Raw genomic sequence first — 20,065 nt, 5'->3', positions numbered from 1 at the left:
TAATTCAACTTCCCATCACTAATCTGGTCGGGGTAGCATTTTCTTCTTCTATTACTTCCACACGCAAGCTGTTTTCTACAAATTCATCCATATTGAGCAAAAGTTTGATTTTCTGGATACCCGCATTTAGCGCAACGTTTACTTTTCTGTCCTGTACATTTTCCCATCCTTTGGATTTTAGTAAAAGAACCCCTTTGTTCGTGTTAAGGTGAAGCTGTACCGTTCCCTTGTCAAGTACCTCTAATTCAAACTGCACTATTTTATAGGGTGAGCCCGCTAGGTTGAATTCTGGAATTTCACTTATGGGCAATTCCCCCGAAACCATACTGTAAATAGGTTGGATGGAAAGGTTTCCTGAATTTTGAGCCAAATCCTCTTTCTGGCCAATTTCCTTTGGAAGGCTGGAAACAGTTCCCCATTTTCGGATAAATCGTTGGTTCGGAACCCTAAATTCCCCCGGTTTTCCCAATTTGGAGAGAAATCCCACCAAGTCGATAAACTCTTGTCTTTCCAGGCTGGAGGTGAGCCCTGGTGGCATAAGTGAGCCAGGAACATTATCGTGATTGCTAACTTGGGCTTTGGAAATGCTTTCTTCCTGGCCTGTTGCGTTTCTCAGGATCAGTTCGTCAGCACCGTCTTTTACCAGGTAACCCATTACTACTCCTCCATCTTGTTTGGTGATTTTTTGCAGCTCATATCCCTCTTTTATGGATTCTGCGGGCTCCAATAAGGAAAGTATAATTTCATCTATGGGGGAACTGGTGCCTAAACTGCTCAGGTCTGGTCCAAGCTGGCCACCAGCCCCGCCAATGGCATGGCAGCTTTGGCAAATTAGTGACTTCCTTCTATATACAGCCTCTCCGGAAATGGCATCTGCCCCTGTCCGGACCTCTTGTACCAATGCCGTGAGTTGCTGTTCATTTAGCTTTTGAGGCATTCTTTCGGGAGGGAGAATTCCTCCTGAGGCTTCCAAGGCCTTCTTCAGGTTTACCACATCCCTATCCCCTTGCCTATGCCAAGGCACATACCTACCCATTGCTTGCCTTCCTATTTTGGCCATTTCAGAGGGAATTCCCGCCTCCATGAGACTGGAAGTAAAGGTTGCAATTATCTCATCATTTCGCATCATCGCCGCAAATAAAACATGAGCATCTTCTTCGTTTGGAGACGCATTAAGTAATTCTTGGGCCAATTTTGCTGCTTTCACCCGGTCATTTTGGGCCATCAGGGCAGTAGCCTGTACCCTGATGGATCGCGGGTATTTTTCGCCGGAAAGCAATTGTATCAGCGTATTGCTTTTCGGGTCTTCCAGCCTGCCAATGGATTGAATTGCCATTTTCATTTGATCTTCATCCCCATCGATTACCAAATTCATCAATTCCTGATTTAAGGAGGACAATTGCCAATAGCCGGCTAGTTCTATTGCCATATTCCCTACGGAGGGTTCCTCATGCTGAAAAAACCGTTGGATATTTAAAAGGTTCTCATTGGGTCTTACACCCCTGTTGCTGGCGGCATTAAGCAATACTGTCACCCAGTCTTTGGCAGAGGAAGGTTCCTCTTGCGCTATTTGCCAAATCCTATTGAGGTTTTTTACGTCTGAAATTCTGGCAATTGTACTCCGGGCTTGTGGACCAAAGACTTCCGGAACCCTCCCTTCCTTTAGTAAGGATAATAAGATGCCGGCTCCCCTTGGATCACGAATTTCTTTCATCGCAAATGCTGTTTTCTCGTTATTCGAGAAATAATTGGGATTTTCCAGCACCTTGGGTAGCCAAAAAGGTTCCAGCTCCCTTAAGGTATGCCACAGAGCAAAATCTTTGAACTCATCCGTTCCACTTTCTAGACTCTCCAGTGCAATTTTTGCAGCTTCTGCATTTTCAAACTTTCCAAGGGAGATTACTGCTTCCTTGCGAGCTTGGGGATGGGAATCTTTTACCCCCAAAACCAATAATTCTTTTACTTCCTCCCAATCCCATTTGCCATTCCCCAGCAACCTGAAGGTGGCTGCCCTGGCACGGCCCTGATTTAAGGTGCAACCCTTTGTCAAAATTTCCAGATTCGGTTTCCCGATAAGCTCAAAAGTCCACAATGCTTCAATTAAGTAATGATCGTAATCGGGATGCGAGGGGTTTAAATTATTCACCCACTTTTCTAAGGCCTGATGTACTCTTTCCGGGTCTTTCTTTTTTAAAAGCTGTTTTGCCTGGATTCGGGTCATATATTCTTTGGCCTTTAAGGCCTCCAATAAGGATTCTATTTCACTATCCTGCAGGTAGGAAAAGGGTGATTTTATCCTACCCTTTGCGCTGATCCTCCAAATTCTCCCATGCTGTTGGTCTCTTCTGGGATCATGAAAGTCCACTTCCCCATGCTGAATGATAGGGTTATACCAGTCCGCCACATAGAGCGCACCATCAGGCCCTTCCAGTATGTCCACAGGTCTAAAGGCAATGTGGTCTGTCCAAAGCAGATCCTCGGATTGGGTAGAAACAAATCCGCTGCCTTGTTCTTGCAGGGTAAAAGTATTGATTCTGTTGGCCCTGAAATCGTTGGTAACCAACCTGCCAGACCAATTCTTCGGAAAATGCCCTCCGGAAATGATGTCCAAACCGCTATGCTTGGGTTGACCGGGGTTCAAGCCCCTGATCCGTTTTTCTATACCGGGAGCACTGGTAAATGTAGCATCCCTGAAGCTATAATTAATACCTTCATTTCCTGCCCCATCCGTTATAAACATACTTCCCCATCGGTCAAATTGCAGGCCCCAAGGGTTGATTAACCCCCTTGCAAATACATTGAGCTCCAAGGTCTGCGGATTGAATTGCCATACCCCGCCACCATGTAGTCGTTTAGTGCCATAAGGGGTTTCTACATGACTGTAGATATAGATGGACTGGTTGAAGTACATAAGGCCATCAGGTCCCCATCGAAAGGTATGGATCAGGTGGTGGGTATCCCCTGTACCAAAACCTGAAAGCATAACCTGCTTATGGTCTGCCTTTCCGTCCCCATTGGTGTCCTTGAAGTGCAGCAACTCCGTGGAATTGGCCACATACACGCCACCATCTCCCGGCAAAATCCCAGTAGGTGTAATAAGCCCGTCAGCAAAGACCGTGGATTTGTCCGCTTTTCCGTCGCCATTACTGTCTTCCAATACATAAATCTTGTCATTGGGTTCCTCTCCCGGTTTCAGGTGGGGATATACCGTGCTGCTGACAACCCACAACCTACCTTCAGCATCCCAGTTCATTTGTATGGGTTTTACCACCATGGGTTCTGCGGCAAATAGCTCAATTTCAAATCCTTCGGCCAGCTGAAACATCTCCAACTGCTGCTGAACTTCCGGAGAAGGAATATCCTTTAGCTTGCTTTGTCCATTTGCTGCTGACGCAAAAAGGAAAAACAAAGAAAATAGCACAGGAAGGCACTTTGGGTTTAATGGTATAGTACTGTATTTCATCTGTTGGGTGTTCATGACATCTATTGGATGGAGAAAAAGTAGAGTTGTTGTTGCTGTGGTTGCTTGAGTTGGTTAATTTGTCCATCCAGCCAAGCTACCAAGAGATCAAGGTCCTTGAGGTCCTCTTCATGCCTCCCTTGCTCATAAGCCCTAAAACCAAGAATATAGGTTCGGTTTTGAGGCCTGTACTGCCTAAAATAGATTTCATCTTTCTTTTGTATGGTTTCCCTCAATCGTTCCGATTGCCTTATTCCAGGCCCTTGCTGTAAAACTATCCCTTTTTCCCATTCTTGATGGGTACCCACCGCCACGATTTCTTCATTTATCCTAAGCCCATATTGCCCTTTTTTCAACCCCTTCACCATGATTGTTGGTTGTGATTCGATCCTATCCGGAAGCGGTATCGGTAGATACTCGTATATCAGGGATAAGGAAAATAGGTTTTCTTTATTTTCCCATTTTAGGTTGGAAATTTCGGAGGAGGTAAGCACCTCTTTTTTTCTCCAATCAATTTGAAGGTTACTTTCCTGTATTGGAAATCCCAAAGCTTCCCTAATGTAGGCTGCTAACCAGGCATATCCTTTCTCATTAAGATGAACGCCCGTTCCCATAATCTGCTTCCCATGGTTAACCATCAAGGGGTTTATATCAATATGTGTCAGGCCTCTTTCATCGGCTACCGTTTTTATTCTTGTATAGTAGGTGTTGGCATCTTGGGTTGTTCTTTCTTTTTCTGATTTTAATTGATGAGTTAGTGAAAGAGGGCTCAACAAGACCACCTTGGTGGACAATTTGTCCAAGGAATCCAACAGGGTGTTTAGCCCTTCAGTAAAAGTTGCTAAACCTTGCTCTCCTTTTTCTGATTCTACCATGCCGTAGGCGAGGATAGCGAGGCTTGGATTGACGGCTTTCACTTGGCTGATCAATAATTCAAAAGGGGAGGGTTGACTGGTATAATAGGTTCTGGCCTCTCCGAAAACTGTGTCTCCCGACCAACCTAGATTTCTGAAACTGATATAGCGGTCGGGCCACAAGGAGGTGAAAAGGCTTTCCAGCCAGCCATATTGCTGTTCGTTTTCGATAATTCCCGAACCCAGAAGAACTACTCTGTCTCCATCCCGGAGTTCGAATTTTTCTTGTGCAGTAGCTGAGAAGCCAAGGAAAAACAAGAAAACCAAGGCAACGACTAGTCTATAATTGGTATTAGCAAGCATATTTTGGGTCATGGAGTTTATATTCCTCCGGATTGAATCAAATTCAAATCCATTTTTTTGGTGGGTGGTGAATTTAATAAAAAAATCCATTTACATGACCTACTAGTTTTATGAAATGGATAAACGACCGGATAATAGGGACTAAGTTTTGCTGAATGAAAAGTTAAATCCGTTAATTAAATGTTAAATAGGTTGTGGGTCCTTTAAGTATTGGTTAAAATGGGATATGGTTCATCATTTATTGAACAAGTGGATAGATTATGTAAGAGATCATATTTATGTGGTTACTTTTATGATATTTACAGCTCTTATCGGGCTGCTTTTTGTTCAGTATAGGCTTACTAAACTGGAAGTGGACCTTCAGCGTAGGCAATTTGATAGGGAAATCAGCAAGGTGCTAAGGGACATGGAGGAGGTGCTGCTGGATGATGTGGAGGTGACAGCCAACTTACTCGCGCTTCTAGGGGATAGGGTTCATCCGCGCAGTACCAGGGATTCCTTGGAAGTAGAGATGGTTACGGCCTATAAAGACAGGGTGGATAGCGTTTTGAGTGACCATAGACTTAGTTATTTGGACTATGATTTTGCTTTCTACCAACGCATAGAAGACACTATTGCTTTTTCTTCAGCTAAAGAGGGGTATCAACCTCATTTTCAAAAATACGCGATGTACCCTGGTGGAGTGGTGGATCAGGTATATGGCAAACACCTTTTTAGGTTTGGCCTGCTTTTTCATAATAAAAACTTATTCATCGCCTATCAAATATCTTCCATTTTATTGGTCACTTTTATTTTTATTTTATTGTTGTTAGGCAGCTTTTTCAGTACGGTGTTAGTCTTGAAGCGGCAAAAGCAGTTGTCGAAACTCAAAAATGAATTTATTAACAATTTAACCCATGAGTTAAAAACACCCATTTTCGCTTCCTCCATCATTTATAAGATTATTAAGGATAAGGGGCAACAATTTTCTAAGGAGGAGTTGGATTACCACCTCTCTTTGTTGGAGAGGGAAAACCACAACCTAAAAAACAAAGTGGAAAAAGTACTGGAGCTCACTTTGCTTGAGCGAAACGACCCTGAATTGGATTGGAAAAGAATAGATTTGCACCAAGTCATCCAAACCAAAGCGGAGGTTTACAATATCATAGTGGAGGCCAAGGGTGGAAAATTAACCTTGGATTTACTAGCCGCTCAACATATAGTTATTGGAGACCCTATGCATGTTGGTAATATACTGGACAATATTTTGGACAACGCTATCAAATATTCAAAAGATTCACCGATCATCCGGGTAGAAACAAGGGTGGAGGATTCCCAATTAGTCCTTTGCATTTCTGACAAAGGAATAGGGATAGACAAAGAAAACTTGGATTTTATTTTCGATAAGTTTTATAGAGTGAGTCAAGGCAATATACACCAAACCAAGGGTTTTGGATTGGGCTTGAGTTATGTGAAAATGATCACTGAATTGCATGGTGGCACGATTTCATTAAAGAGTAAATTGGGAAAGGGGAGTGTGGTTAAAATCCGGCTTCCATTGATAACATTAGATTCAGCAAAGGAGCATGATACCGAAAATATTGCTAGTAGAAGATGACCAGACTCTAGGATATGCCTTAAAAACCTACTTGGAAATGAATGATTTCATCGTTTCCTGGCAGATAAATGGCCAAAAAGGACTTGACGTTTTTTTAGAGGAATCTTTCGACATTTGCATTTTGGATGTCATGATGCCGGCAATGGACGGTTTTACATTGGCAACAAAAATTAAAGAACATAATCCGAACATTCCTTTACTTTTTCTTACCGCTAAGTCCATGAAGATTGATAAGCTGCAGGGATTTCAAAAGGGGGCAGATGATTATATTGTAAAACCTGTGGACGAGGAGGAACTTATTGCCAGAATCAATGCTGTCTTGAGGAGGTACATGTTACAGGATGATCCGGGGGAGGATTTTTCTATTGGAAAACTTACCTTTGATTTTCGAAGTAGAAGACTTACTGATGGTAATAGTACGGTGTCGCTCACCGAAAAGGAAGCAGAACTTCTGCGCATGCTATGTCAGAAAAAAAACCAACTTTTGGACAGGAAAATTGTGCTGAACAAGCTTTGGAGTGGTGTGGACTATTTTAACAGGAGAAGCATGGACGTTCATGTGGCAAAACTTAGGAAGCATCTACAACTGGATCCTGGAGTAAGCTTATCCAATATACATGGAAAGGGCTATATTTTAGAGGACAGCTAGATAAGCTCACTTTTTAAATTGAAACCATAGAACCATTGTTAGATTGCCTCAATGGATAATTTTGGGATTTTACCCTTGATGTGGTACAATTAATGAAAATGGACGCAGAATGTCATTAGTTATTGATCCGGGTCAGACAAAAAAAGGTTGCCAAAAAAGTTGACAACCTTATCTCAGTTGCTGGAACAACCGATTACCCTAATACTTTTTCAAGAGTTGAAACTAAGTAAACTTAGGTTGGTCTAATAGGTTTGAAGTAGTATTAAGGAGAAATAATCTCTTGTTTAATCATTGAAGGAATCCGCCAAAGGCTCTGGAATTTCCTGTGGATTTCTTTTACCATCTAGTTCCTCCAAAAGTTCTACTAATTGATTGTTTTCCCAATCAGGTTTTGTGAGGTGGATTTTCTCCCCTTCAGCCAGCCCTTTTTCTATAATTACATTTTCCGAGTTGTCTTCTCCCAACATCACCTCTTGTTTTTTTCCATTTGCGGTATAGACAAAGTTGATGCTGTCGTTTTCTACGTGTATGGCCCGCATAGGGACTTGAAGTACATCTTCTTTATGATCCGCCAGAATTTTATGTCCAGTGGTCATGGTGGGTCGTAGTAGAGGATCAAATTCGTCGAATTGGATTACCACTTCAAAAACCTTAGAATCCGAGTTGGACCTACTTTGCCCCACGTTTCCTATCTGCGCGATTGTGCCTTTGTATTTTTTCTCCGGCATGGCATCCATAGTAATTTCCACCTGCATCCCCTTTTCGATTTTGCGGATATCTACTTCGTTGACCTGAGTGATGCTGTGAATACTTTTAAGGTTTGGAAGTTTTACTATTACTGGTTTCCAAGAACTGATTTGGGTGCCTTCTACTACCTTCTTTCGCTTGTATTTTCGGTAGATGACCATTCCATCTTCAGGAGCGACAATGTCAAATTCTTCTAGAATTGCCTCCATCTCCTGTACTTTTTCCTTGTGTTCGGTATACTTACTTGAGATCTCTCTCATCCGGGCAGCCTCCTGCAAGGTTTTCATGGCATACCGCTCCCTTCCTTGGAAGAGTTCTCGCTTGGCTGTCTCCAGTCGTTGTCGGTTTCTTTCCACGATTGCAGGTGGTTCAAACTGGGACTGCTCCAAAATCAATTCCTGTTCCTGCACCGTAAATTCCAAGTTCTTGATGTTATCCCTTTCTTCCCTAAGAATAAGGGAGGTATCCAATTGTACTTGCTCAAACTGAGCTTGGTACTGCTCCAGGTCCAATCTTCTTTCTTCCAGTTTTTCAAACATGTCCGACTGGTCTATGGAGGCAATAAAGTCCCCTTTTTTCACCACAGTACCCTCGGGCACCAACTTTTCAATGGTAAAATTTTTAACTCTGTATTTTCTGGCCTCTTGAGGTCCCAGGACTTCTACACCTTCCAATGCTTCTAATTCACCCTGGGTTTTGATTTCAATTTTGAAATCTCCCTTTTCGGTGGAAAAAAGGTTCTCACCTGCATTTTGATCAAAGGAATAAACCCCAATTATACCTCCCACAAAAATCAGGGCTATTACTAGCCCAATCTTCCATTTTCCTTTTTTTGCTGTTATTGCTTTTATCGATAATATCATACATTACAAATTAAACACCTTATGGATAACCATTGGGAGAAAAATAAGTTAAATGACCTTAACAAAAAGTTAAAAGTGTTAGGTAAATGTTAATTAATGGTTTTTCAAAAGGTTTAAACAGGTTCAAATAGAAAAAAATCCATGCCAACCCCCATTTTCAAGAAAAAGAAAATGGAGGTGACATAGATGAGAATGCTTCAACACCGCTTACCAAGCAGGAGTGAAATTCAATCCAAACACTCCACCCATCCATTGTCGCTGCCAAGGCACGGCATAAAAAGCCTCCACAATGGCTAAGCCCAATAAGTTCCCTCTTAGGGAGGCACCGGAACTGGCCACTGGTCTCCTGGTCAAGTCAATATCCCCATCATAACCCGATGGGGGGCCTACCAGACCCCTGTTATCCCAAGCCATACCTGTATCCACAAAAAGAGAAAACTCTGTAGGTAAAATATGGGACCGGATCATGGATAATCGTTCTGGCCCCGACAGTGGTAGCCTGACCTCCAAATTTCCGACCACTATTTTATTTCCTACAAGTTGGTTGACCGAAAAATTACCAGTCCGGTTAACATTCCTACTAAAGGAGTTTCCAGTAAAGCCTCTTACCAATGTAGGTTGGCCCAGGAATATAGGTGGAAGGATGTCCCTTCTCACATCTTGTCCGTACCTTCCAAAGTGATAAAGCCTCGTTGCTACTGTAAAAGGAGCCATTCTGACGTACCTACGGTAATCGGCCAATGCGGTATAGAAATTGGTGGCTCCAAAATACCTTTCCACATCAAATCTATATCTGGTGCCCATCAAAGGACCCACCGTTCCAAAAGAAGTGTTGTCCCCCACAAATGCCGCGTTTACTTGCCCCACATTAAACCCAGGAGGGGAAGGTTCTCTTGTATGCGTTTCACGGAGGAATGTACCTCTGTGGAAAAAGTTGTTTACGCGATCCACTCGAAAATGGTATCGGGTGATGGACAGGCCGGACTCCAACCTCATTGCCCTGGATAGGGGACGTACCACAAAACCCCCTGCCCTGGTTTCAAAGGTTCTGATGAGGTCAAGGGCACTGTTCACTACTGGGATCTGCATATCCCCGACGGTCAAGGAGTCTAAGAATACACTTGATGCCGCAGATTGGTAGGGGACATGAGAAACCATTCCTCCCCAAAAGAGTGGATTCTTTTTGTTCACATAGGCTCCTTGAAAACCGATATCGAAGATTTCACCATTTAGTGAAATTCCGGTAAATAACTGGTGGTTTCCCAGAATATCGCCAAAGAGTGCATTTACGCCTCCTGCCAATGCTGTAGCATATGTACCTCCCACCATATTTATTTGCCCCATATTTCCAATGTGGTCCAGTCTAAATTTGGGCCTAAAATCCCTGGGCTGGATTTCTTCTTCTTGAATGTTAAAGGTCCTATCCAGCGAATCCAGCATAGCCCTGGCCCTTTCTATCCCAATACTATGTGCTGGGGGTAAGGTACCTGCCCTTTTATCAATCGTCTTGCCGTCGGATTCTTTGTAGGTTACGTAGAAATCAGAAAGGTCTGCTCTGAAGATATGGTACCTCCCGTTTTGAAAAAGGCTATAAGCCATCAAACCGTTGTCCCTTGCCACGGTGAACGCAGGTGACCATTGTGTGATTCCCGAAATCCCGGAATAGTAACTGGTGAGCCGGAACATCTCATTACTTACCAAACTATACTCATACAAATCCCTAAAGCCATCGGCGTTGGAAAGGAAATAGATCACGTTTCCATCCACTGAAAATTGTGGATTCATATTTTCCGCACCTGGAAAGATATCTAAAATGGAAACCTCATGCGAGTCAAAATCCAGCAGGCAAAGGTTGAAACCTCTATGCCTAAAATCATTTGGGCCTGCGTAGGTTCCTCTATCCGATACAAAGGCAATACGGTTTCCCTCTGGAGACCAAGTGGGTTGAATGTCAGAATGTGGATCGTCAGTAAGCTGAGTAAGATTTTTCCTGTCAAAGTCATAGAGATAAAGGTCGGATTGTCCATCCTTTAGCCCAGTCATTACCATGTACCTGCCATTTGGTGACCAGGAGATATAATTGAATGCTTCCAGTTCTGGAATGGCTATTTCATCCAGGGTATTACCGGTTTGAACGTCTACCAATATAATCTGATTTCTTCCCCCGCTGTATACCGTATAGGCAAATCTCTTGCTATCAGGGGAAAATGTGCCCACAGATTCAATGAAATTGAAGTCATCCACGTGCATGGATTGAACATGTGAAGTCAGTTTTCTCACTATCCTACCAGACCTTACTTCCACCAGGAACACATCAATGGAAAACAGGCTTTTCTCAGAAATGAAAGCCATGTACCTCGCGTCCGGACTGTATACCGGAGAGAGGTTGAGGTTTCCAGTATTCTCTGGATGAAACCACCTTATCCCCATTATTTCCGTGGTGTCTTGCAAAAATGGGGCATAATAATTTCTGGTATGGTCAGCCCATCGCTTTGAGAATTCATCCTCGGTAAGGTTCAATACCTTCTCCAGTGCCCTTTCATAACCCAAGGCAGCCGAGTTTAGGAATAAAGGCCTGATTATGTCTTGTCCCCATATGCCTACCACATAGGCCCAAAAGGCATGCCCATAGCGATAGGGGAAAAACTCAAAACTATTGCTCATTTGTCTCAGCGTAGGGAACCGGTCATGTACCAATGCATCCCTGATCCACATGGCCGTGTGAGAATGTTCTCTTCCCAAAGACATGTATTCAGCCATTCCTTCCACCAGCCAAAGAGGGATATTCCGGATGTGGCGGATATTTAAGGAGTCAATACTGTTTAGCATCCTAAATTGAAAGGCATGTACCAATTCGTGCCCCACCACATGGCCGGTTTGAGCATGGGTGTGATTGAATGGCATGGCAATCCTATTTCTGAGGCTTTCGGCCACTCCACCCAATCCCACGGAGATTTCACCACTGATTACATTGGATTGTTGGAAATCGGGGTGGTGGTTATAAAACACGATGGGGTTTCTTACTTTAAAGGTGTCCCTTAAAATAGGCAATTGTTTATGATACCACCATTCGTGCCACTTAGCCAACCTGACAGCCGTGGAATCATTTTCCAAATAATGATAAATGTCAAAATGGGGTGACTCTAACAGCTTTGCTTCATCCCTCTTAAACCTCGGCTTATTTCTGCCGAAGTATTGGGCATAGGATTCATACACAACCCCTGAAGCCAAAAGGATAAAGATCACCACTGTTTTTAAAAGCACAGGGATACTCTTTCGAACTTCCATTACTAAAGGATTTTCGGTTAACAGAACAAAGAAATTATGGAATTGGGAAAACAGGGTTTCCGGGTGGAATGGTGGAAACCCTGTGCAATACGTCAAAACAAGTTAGGGCCGGGAACCGGTGTCCGAATTGAGGAGATAGGGGGTTTTGCCATCACTAATGATGATCTTGGTATTGGGAGAAGATGCCAGATCCGTGAATGCCTCCAGGCTTCTTAACTCAATGATTTCCCTAGTCAAACCCTCTGCCAATATCTGTTGGGCATCCCGCTTGCCTTCTGCTTCAATTATCCTTCGCTTTGCCTCCATTTCTTCCCTCTGCAAAACGAACTCCATGCGTTGCGCTTCTTGGTCAGCGGTGAGCTTATCCTCTATGGCTCTGGTAAGCCCGGCAGGCATGCGAATACTTTTCATCAGTACAGATTCAATATGAAAACCCCTGTTGGCCAGCACTTCATCCATTCTTTCCTGGATGGCTCTTTCCATAGTGGATCTTTTCGCCGTGTGCATATCCTGTGCTATGAATCTGGCCGCAATGTCTGCTGCCGCTGACCTGAAGACTGGTAGGATCATGTCCTCCTCATAGGTAACCCCTACCTCGGTGATGATTTTCTTAAGATCTGTTTCATTGATCCTGTAGAGAATGGAAATTTCTGATTGAATCGTCAACCCTTCTCTACTGGGCAAGTTCAGAAAAACCTCAAGGTTGGTAGTCCTTATAGGTGCTTTTATAAATTTTGCGAATACCGGATTAAACCAATAGATTCCCGGGTCATAGGTTTTGTCGGATATTTTTCCGAACCGCTGCTTCACACCGATTTCTCCCTGTCTCACCACTCCCGGTGCACATGAAGATAACAACATCGTGGTAGTTAAACTAACCATTAACATCCTCTTTTTCATAATTATCTAATTTAAAATAGTTGGTTACTCAAATAAGTTAATTGACAATTACAAAATATTATTTTGTATGGCGGTTCGAGTGTTGAACCGAATATAAATTTTGACCAAAAGTAAAAAATATCACTTAAACAATTGAATATCAATTTATTAAGATGGTTGTTTTAAGGTCTTTTTTTAAGCTTTTTTACGAAGGGAATAGGTTAAGGTTTGAAAAATTTTTTCATTTTATAAAATAATTTTTTTTAACAACCTTCTTTTGGATATCGTCGTTTATTTACTTTTTTTGTGTTTACTATTTACCCAACCCAATATAACATTCCTATGATGAGGACCTACAAGATTAATCTATATAGTCTGGTTTTTGCCATCTCTACACTTTTTGCCTGTGGGTCATCCGACTCAGAATCCGAAAAGAAAGTTGCCTTTCCTAATGTAGTGTTTATCTATATGGACGACCTTGGGTATGGGGATGTAAGCGCATATGGAGCCACAGAGATCACCACTCCAAATATGGATAAATTAGCAAAAGGAGGGGTGAGGTTTACGGATGGATATGCCACCTCTGCCACTTGTACACCCAGTAGATATGCCATTCTCACCGGAAGATACCCATGGAGGAACGAGGATGCCAGGATCCTGCCCGGAACTGCACCTTTGATCATCGACACCAACCAGCTCACTGTTCCCAAAATGTTCAAGGAAAAAGGATATCATACGGCGGTAGTAGGCAAATGGCATCTGGGTTTGGGGCGTGGAAACGTCGACTGGAACCAAAAGGTGGGGCCTGGCCCTAATGAGTTGGGTTTTGATTATTCCTTTATTATGGCCGCCACCCAGGATAGGGTGCCTACCGTCTACTTAAGGGATGGCTTGGTACAAGGCCTCGACCCCGATGATCCCATAAAAATAGATTATGAGGAGAATTTTGAAGGGGAACCTACAGGTAAGGACAACCCTGAACTGTTGAGGATGAAATGGCACCATGGCCATAACAACAGTATTGTGAACGGAATACCAAGGATAGGTTTTATGAAGGGGGGAGAAAAAGCCAAATGGGTGGATGAGGACATGGCCGATGTGTTTTTGGAAGAGGCTAAGTCTTATATCAAATCCAAAAAGGACAGCCCTTTCTTTCTCTATTATGCGCTTCAGCAACCTCATGTGCCTAGGACACCCCACCCCAGGTTTGAAGGTAAATCAGGCATGGGCCCCAGGGGCGATGTGATATTGGAAGCGGATTGGTGTATAGGAGAATTGATGGATACCCTGGAAGAAGAGGGGATTTTGGAAAACACCCTGGTGGTTTTTACCAGTGATAACGGCCCTGTATTAAACGATGGATATTATGACGATGCAGTGGAAAAACTTGGGAACCATACTCCCTGGGGACCATTAAGAGGGGGCAAATACAGCCTCTTTGAAGCAGGTACCCGTGTACCCTTTATCACGTATTGGAAAGGGACAATTAAGCCTAAGGTGTCAGAAGCCATGGTGTGCCAAATGGATTTGTTAAACTCACTGGCTGCATTGGTAGGGAGTGAGGAAAGTTCGGAGGACGGAGAGAACTTGCTGGAAGAATTGCTGGGAAAATCCGAGAAGGGTAGAAGTTCCCTTGTATTGGAAGCTACAAGCAGGACGGCGTTTCGCCATGAAAATTGGATCATGATTCCCCCTTATGATGGCCCTAAAGTAAATGAAAACGTGAATATCGAATTAGGAAACTCCAAGGAATTCCAGTTGTACGACCTGAATCAGGATATAGGACAAAGGCAAAATCTTGCGCAAAAGCAACCGGAAAAGCTCAAAGAGCTAGTCGAAAAGTTCATCAGCATCAGGGGAGAGGAGTATGTAAACACTGAACCCCTTGAGCTTAAATAAAACCTGAACGAGGTACTCTTAGATTGGTTTTCATTTAAGCTTACCCTTATGCAATCTGGCATGACGCTGTACGACAAACGAAGATTATTGATCGTGTGAAGATTCCGCCGAAACGAGTCCGGGGAAGGCAGGGGCAAGCTACCTTCCTGACGGTTTACCTGCCGAAGGAATGGCAGCCAGGTCTTACCACTGAAACAAAATATAAACACATGAAAATTCTTAAACGTATCGTAATTCTAAATTTTATTTTTCTTCCAATGGCAGCCTTTTTGGCAGAGGTAAATGCTTTGGAGGATCGTCCACCTAATATCATTTTTGTGTTAACAGATGACCTGGGCTATGGGGATCTTGGGGTTCTGTTTCAAAACCAACGTAAAGTAGAAGGCAAACCTTACCACAGCACTCCACACCTGGATCAATTTGCAAGCGAAGGAATGCGGCTTAACCGGCATTACGTGCCTGCCCCCGTATGTGCACCTTCCAGGGCTTCCTTATTGCGGGGAGTACACCAGGGTCATGCCGAAATCAGGAACAACCAATTTGACAAGGCCCTTCCTGACAACCATACGCTGGCATCTGTACTGAAACAAGCCGGATACGCAACCGCATTGATCGGTAAGTATGGGTTGCAGGGGTTAGAAGGTGACAGTCCTGAAACTTGGGAAGCCTACCCCACCAAGCGGGGTTTTGACTATTTCTTTGGTTATGTGAGACATACCGATGGTCACAACCATTACCCCGCTCATGAGGCACCTGCAAGGCCACCAGTGGAATTGTATGATGGGGTTAAAGAGATTTCGAAAGATCTGGAGGGTTGCTATACCACTGATTTATTTACTGCCAGGGCCAAGCAATACATCATCGACCACCAGAAAAACAGTAAAGACCAACCTTTTTTCCTTTACCTGGCACATGACACTCCACATGCTGGGCTTCAGGTGGCCGCAAAGTCATATCCGGAGGGTATGGGGGTAGATGGCGGCATGCAATGGATAGGAAAACCCGGACAGTATATCAATACGGCGGATGGGGAAGTGGATACCTATATACATCCCGAATACGCAGAAAAAGATTGGCCGGAAGTTCACAAGCGCTTTGCCAGTATGGTAAGAAGAATTGATGACAGTATGGCGGATATTGTCCAGTTGCTCAAGGATCTTGAAATAGAAGATAATACCATGGTGGTGTTCACTTCTGACAACGGCCCCCATCATGAGTCCTATGGGTATGGAGACTATGCGCCTACTTTGTTTGAGAGCTTCGGGGTGATGGATGGAACCAAACGGGACACCTGGGAAGGAGGGATCAGGGTGCCTACATTGGTAAGATGGCCAGGAGTAATTCCGGCAGATTCCCGTTCAGACACTCCTACGGCTTTCCATGATTGGCTGGCGACTTTTGCAGACTTGTCTGGCCTACCTGCCCCGGCCAATACCGACGGGGTTTCGATGCTTCCCCTTTTAAAGGGCGAAAAATCACCCTTCGGAGGCAAGGTTTACATTGAGTACACTGTAGGAGGTGCCACTCCGGATTATCCAAGTTTTGATCCTTCCCACAAGGGACAGACACGAGGGGAGATGCAGGTACTGTACCTGCATGGGTACAAAGGCATACGGTATGATATCCAGTCCCATACGGATGATTTTAGGATTTACGATACCCAAAATGACCCTAAGGAAACAAAGGATTTGGCAGGGACATCAGAAGAATTTGACAAACTGCAAGCCGAAATGAAGAGAAGGGTGATACAATGGAGAAGACCCAATGGCGAGGCCCAGCGCTTGTATGATGAAGAACCCCTGGCTGCCATCGATTACGAGGTAAAGCTTAAGGAGGGGGTGATGTTCAGGCATTTCAAGCGGGCACTTGCCTATGCTCCTGATGTCAATACTATTAAAGAGGCACCTGATGAGGTAAAAGCACTTCCAACTATACAATTTAGAGAAAGTGACAATGGAGGTTTTGTAAATGTGTATGAGGGGTATTTTGAGGTTTCTCAAACGGGTTCTTATTCCTTTACCTTAAGTAGCGATGGATCGGCGGTTATGCATATCCATGATGCCATGTTGTTTGATGCGGACAAAGGGTATAAGAGTGGAGAAAAAGTCAAGGCTACCATTCAACTGGAAAAAGGCAGGCACCCTTTTCATCTGGTTTATGCCCAACATTCCGGGCCTTCACCCTCGCTGGAGATTAATTGGCAAAGTGAATCCATGAGCGAAACCTCATTTTTGGAGAGTAGGCTTTTCTATCCCGACTTTTCTAACTAGACCAATACCAAAAAATAATAAACCTATACATAACCCAAATTAATAAATGGAAATCTCTAGACGAACCTTTATCAAAAAAAGCACTCAAGGTGGTTTGGCATTTTCTTTGGCCTCAGGACTTTACCTGCCTCGAACTGTATGGGGTGCCAACGAGAAAGTGAACGTTGGCCTTATCGGCTGCAGAAATAAAGGGTTTAACGTGCTAAAAGACTTTTTGAATACGGCATCCGTAAACTGCACGGGCATTTGTGACGTGGATAGCAAGCTGTTGGAGGAAAGAACTGCTGAGTTGAATTCTGATTTTAGTCAATCCCCAAAGACCTATTCGGATTTCCGCAAAATGTTGGAAGACAAGGATATGGATGCGGTGATTGTGGGAAGTCCGGACCATTGGCATTGCCTACATACCGTAAATGCCTGCCAGGCAGGTAAAGATGTGTATGTAGAAAAGCCCTTGGCCAATAGTATTGCGGAGTGTAGGGTAATGACCCAAAGCGCACAAAAGCACAAAAGGGTGGTACAGGTAGGACAGCAGCAGCGCAGTGGAGTGGTGTGGAATGGGGTGATGGACTATATCAAGGATGGAAAATTGGGGAAACTTCGCCAAGTGAATATTTGGGCCAACTTCAACTATGGAATTGGAGCGAAGAAGGAGGATGATAGGTCAGTACCCCAGGGAGTGGATTATGACTTTTGGTTAGGTCCTGCCCCTAAGCGAAGTTTCAATCCTACCCGTTTTCATGGTAACTGGCGGCATTTTTGGGATTATGGAGGTGGACTAATGACAGATTGGGGGGTGCATTTGATAGATATGGCACTTTGGGCAAAGGACATCACTACTCCTCCCAAAAAGGTTATGGCTTATGGTGAAAACCTTTCCTTCGAGGATCACAGCCGAGAAACCTTTGATACCATGTCAGTGGTGTTTCCTATGGAGGATTATGTGATCAACTGGCAGCATACCGCCGGTATTCAAAGTGGTCCATACGACATGTTATACGGGGTGGAGTTTGTAGGGGATAAGTCCACCATAGTGGCAAATAGGGAAAACTGGATACTTAAGTTGGAGGGGAGTACAGATAAGGAAGAGGCTGAGAGGGAGGCTTCTCCTTACAGAAAAACCAGCCCCCATAACGACATGGGTAACCACGTAAGGGATTTTTTGGCAGCGATTAAATCCAGAAAGGAAACAAAATGCCCCATAAGCATAGGGGAGAACGTGGCTATGTATGCACATATGGGAAATATCGCCGCACGTACCGGCTCAGGTTTGCTGGAATGGGATAGTGAAAGACAAGCATTCCAGGGCAACAAGGAGGCAAATGACTTGTTGATGCCGGAATACCGGAAACCATGGGAATTTCCAAAAGCCTAAAAATTCAACTATGGACGTAATCAAGTTTCTTTTGGGGCAAATGATCGTGATTGCTCTCTTGGGTACAGAGCTCTTTGCCCAAGATTATCTGGTGCGTGATAGGGATAATGCTTGGCAGTTTGGGGTTTATGAACTTTCTTTTCATACTTCCGAGGTGGATAGGAGTCCCTTTTATGACTTGACGCTTCAGGTTACCTTCACCCTTCCTTCCGGTAAAAAAGTAAAAGTAGAGGGGTTCAATGATGGGGGCATCCTTTTCAAGGCAAGAGCCTATTGCGAGGAAGTAGGAGAATGGCAGTGGGAATCAACCTCCAATGACCCTCAAATGGATGGACAGAAAGGAGTCTTTACCGTTCTTGATTCTGATTTTTTGGGAAAGATGGGTATCCATCCGAAGGATCCTTACCAATTCGCCTACGACAACGGAGATTGGTTTGTGCACATTGGGGACACCGGGTACCGCTATGTGGTGGCCTCCGAACCCTACTGGAAGGAATATATTGATCAGGCAAGCGAGATGGGTATCACCAAAATTAGAACCTGGTTTGCCATGCAGAGATCAGCTGTGGGAGACCTGTTTGAGGCCGACGGTAAAACCTTGGCTTTAGGGTACTGGAGGGAAATTGAGCGGAGGATTTTATATGCCTTAGAGCATCATCCCCACATCATTCTGCAACTTATACCATATGCTGAAGATGCCAATTTGATCAATAAATACCCCTTAGGCGATCCAGCCGCAAGAATAGTGGGTGCATATGCACAGGCACGCTGGTCATCTTTCCCCAATGTGCAGTGGACCATCAGCAACGATATGGTTCTCACTGAGAAAAATGAGGGACTCGAGGGTAGAGAGGTGCATATGGGGACCATTGATATGTTAGGGAATGACTTTGCCCGTAGAGAGCCCTGGGGCACCCTGATCACAAATCATCAATCCAGGTTTACAGGATATATGTTTGTAAATGAAGTTTGGTCAGATTTGGTGACCTTGGAAGATTTGGATCAAGTGGAAGGTACGCTGATCAAGGCTTTTAGGGACAAGGTGAAACAACCCATCGTCAACGACGAAGACCGTTATGAACTATACAGGGCTGCAGCCCACAGGAGGTATTTTTTCCGAAGGTTGATGTGGGCCTCACTACTTTCCGGTGGTCATGCCACTTATGGGGGACTTCGTACCTATGAGGCATTTTCCGGACATGATGTGGGTCCCACAGGGGAATTAAAAAATACATTTATCCCATACGAGGGCAAAGAAAAAGGGGTTTGGGGATATTATGATGCGAATAGGGAAGGGGTTTTACAACAAGGTGGCCATGATTTTATTCATATCCACGGTTTTTTTAACGAAGCAGGAATATCCTTAGTGGGTATGCAACCCGATGATGCCTTGGTGGGGAACTCCCCAAAAACCCACAAGTGTATTCGTGATTCCGAAAACATCATCATCTATCTTGCAAATCCCTCTGGAGACAAACCGGAGACAGATTTCCCAAAGCAGGATGCCCCAAGCGTCAGCCTGGATATTCAAGAAGACAATATGCGTGCTAAATGGTTTAACCCTAGTGCTGGCACATGGGTGAATACAGGTATAGTAAAAAACGGCACTCAGGAGCTAAAGGCTCCAGCTGGAGGGGATTGGGTACTTTGGTTAAGCAAATAAGCTAAAAATCAGCAAATTCCCGCTTAATCAGTGTCATCAGTGCTGCATTTTATTTCCTACGAATGAGATAGATTCATAAAAATAAGCCGCTTATTTTCCTTTCATACTCCTTTTTTGCCACTTGTAAATCTATCCTCACATAACTTTTTTTTGCAAAA

General features: G+C 44.0%; 11 protein-coding genes. 6 read left to right on the top strand and 5 right to left on the bottom strand.

The features are described 5' to 3' along the window. Positions 1-4: 4 nt before the first annotated feature. On the bottom strand, positions 5-3,478 hold the full coding sequence (locus DB520_RS11915; protein WP_114749957.1) for a PVC-type heme-binding CxxCH protein: 3,474 nt from the start codon (positions 3,476-3,478) through the stop codon (positions 5-7). A 5-nt stretch (positions 3,479-3,483) separates the two neighbouring features. Then, the gene (locus DB520_RS11910; protein ID WP_157972049.1) at positions 3,484-4,689 is read right to left on the bottom strand and encodes a GDSL-type esterase/lipase family protein; all 1,206 of its coding nucleotides are present in this window, start codon (positions 4,687-4,689) and stop codon (positions 3,484-3,486) included. Between the two features lie 214 nt (positions 4,690-4,903). Between DB520_RS11910 and DB520_RS11905 the strand changes: the two genes are divergently transcribed. Continuing rightward, a complete protein-coding gene (locus tag DB520_RS11905; RefSeq protein WP_114749955.1) occupies positions 4,904-6,274 on the top strand; it encodes a sensor histidine kinase in 1,371 nt (456 codons plus the stop codon). Beyond that, a complete protein-coding gene (locus DB520_RS11900; RefSeq protein WP_114749954.1) occupies positions 6,243-6,923 on the top strand; it encodes a response regulator transcription factor in 681 nt (226 codons plus the stop codon). Before DB520_RS11905 ends, DB520_RS11900 begins: the two co-directional genes overlap by 32 nt. 284 nt (positions 6,924-7,207) lie before the next feature. Here DB520_RS11900 and DB520_RS11895 read toward each other — a convergent pair whose 3' ends face one another. The 3 genes from DB520_RS11895 to DB520_RS11880 form a co-directional block, all read right to left on the bottom strand. Continuing rightward, the gene (locus tag DB520_RS11895) at positions 7,208-8,533 is read right to left on the bottom strand and encodes an efflux RND transporter periplasmic adaptor subunit (protein WP_114749953.1); all 1,326 of its coding nucleotides are present in this window, start codon (positions 8,531-8,533) and stop codon (positions 7,208-7,210) included. Between the two features lie 207 nt (positions 8,534-8,740). After that, positions 8,741-11,821 (bottom strand): eIF2A-related protein, encoded by a 3,081-nt coding sequence (locus DB520_RS11885; RefSeq protein WP_114749951.1) that lies wholly within the window; start codon positions 11,819-11,821, stop codon positions 8,741-8,743. Between the two features lie 102 nt (positions 11,822-11,923). Next, the gene (locus DB520_RS11880; RefSeq protein ID WP_232834937.1) at positions 11,924-12,721 is read right to left on the bottom strand and encodes a prohibitin family protein; all 798 of its coding nucleotides are present in this window, start codon (positions 12,719-12,721) and stop codon (positions 11,924-11,926) included. Positions 12,722-13,042: 321 nt separating this feature from the next. Here DB520_RS11880 and DB520_RS11875 point away from each other — a divergent pair, with 321 nt between their 5' ends. The 4 genes from DB520_RS11875 (at position 13,043) to DB520_RS11860 (ending at position 19,907) form a co-directional block, all read left to right on the top strand. Continuing rightward, positions 13,043-14,599: a sulfatase family protein gene (locus DB520_RS11875; protein WP_114749950.1), complete on the top strand. Its 1,557-nt coding sequence runs from the start codon at positions 13,043-13,045 to the stop codon at positions 14,597-14,599. A gap of 209 nt (positions 14,600-14,808) precedes the next feature. Continuing rightward, positions 14,809-16,869 (top strand): sulfatase-like hydrolase/transferase, encoded by a 2,061-nt coding sequence (locus DB520_RS11870; RefSeq protein WP_198675313.1) that lies wholly within the window; start codon positions 14,809-14,811, stop codon positions 16,867-16,869. A 46-nt stretch (positions 16,870-16,915) separates the two neighbouring features. Beyond that, the gene (locus tag DB520_RS11865; RefSeq protein WP_114749949.1) at positions 16,916-18,244 is read left to right on the top strand and encodes a Gfo/Idh/MocA family protein; all 1,329 of its coding nucleotides are present in this window, start codon (positions 16,916-16,918) and stop codon (positions 18,242-18,244) included. A gap of 10 nt (positions 18,245-18,254) precedes the next feature. Next, complete coding sequence (locus DB520_RS11860; protein WP_114749948.1) at positions 18,255-19,907, top strand: DUF5060 domain-containing protein; 1,653 nt, start codon at positions 18,255-18,257, stop codon at positions 19,905-19,907. Positions 19,908-20,065 lie beyond the last annotated feature (158 nt).

This window comes from Pleomorphovibrio marinus (assembly GCF_003347495.1).
Lineage (GTDB): Bacteria > Bacteroidota > Bacteroidia > Cytophagales > Cyclobacteriaceae > Pleomorphovibrio > Pleomorphovibrio marinus.
The sequence above is the reverse complement of the archived record's forward strand: the minus strand, read 5'-3'. Positions and strand labels throughout refer to the sequence as shown.

Excerpts from the sequence above, each read along its gene's own strand:
- DB520_RS11875 (WP_114749950.1), top strand. The coding sequence starts at position 13,043 with ATGATGAGGACCTACAAGATTAATCTATATAGTCTGGTTTTTGCCATC.
- DB520_RS11910 (WP_157972049.1), bottom strand. The coding sequence starts at position 4,689 with ATGACCCAAAATATGCTTGCTAATACCAATTATAGACTAGTCGTTGCC.
- DB520_RS11900 (WP_114749954.1), top strand. The coding sequence starts at position 6,243 with ATGATACCGAAAATATTGCTAGTAGAAGATGACCAGACTCTAGGATAT.
- DB520_RS11865 (WP_114749949.1), top strand. The coding sequence starts at position 16,916 with ATGGAAATCTCTAGACGAACCTTTATCAAAAAAAGCACTCAAGGTGGT.
- DB520_RS11880 (WP_232834937.1), bottom strand. The coding sequence starts at position 12,721 with ATGAAAAAGAGGATGTTAATGGTTAGTTTAACTACCACGATGTTGTTA.
- DB520_RS11885 (WP_114749951.1), bottom strand. The coding sequence starts at position 11,821 with ATGGAAGTTCGAAAGAGTATCCCTGTGCTTTTAAAAACAGTGGTGATC.
- DB520_RS11870 (WP_198675313.1), top strand. The coding sequence starts at position 14,809 with ATGAAAATTCTTAAACGTATCGTAATTCTAAATTTTATTTTTCTTCCA.
- DB520_RS11895 (WP_114749953.1), bottom strand. The coding sequence starts at position 8,533 with ATGATATTATCGATAAAAGCAATAACAGCAAAAAAAGGAAAATGGAAG.
- DB520_RS11905 (WP_114749955.1), top strand. The coding sequence starts at position 4,904 with ATGGTTCATCATTTATTGAACAAGTGGATAGATTATGTAAGAGATCAT.
- DB520_RS11915 (WP_114749957.1), bottom strand. The coding sequence starts at position 3,478 with ATGAACACCCAACAGATGAAATACAGTACTATACCATTAAACCCAAAG.
- DB520_RS11860 (WP_114749948.1), top strand. The coding sequence starts at position 18,255 with ATGGACGTAATCAAGTTTCTTTTGGGGCAAATGATCGTGATTGCTCTC.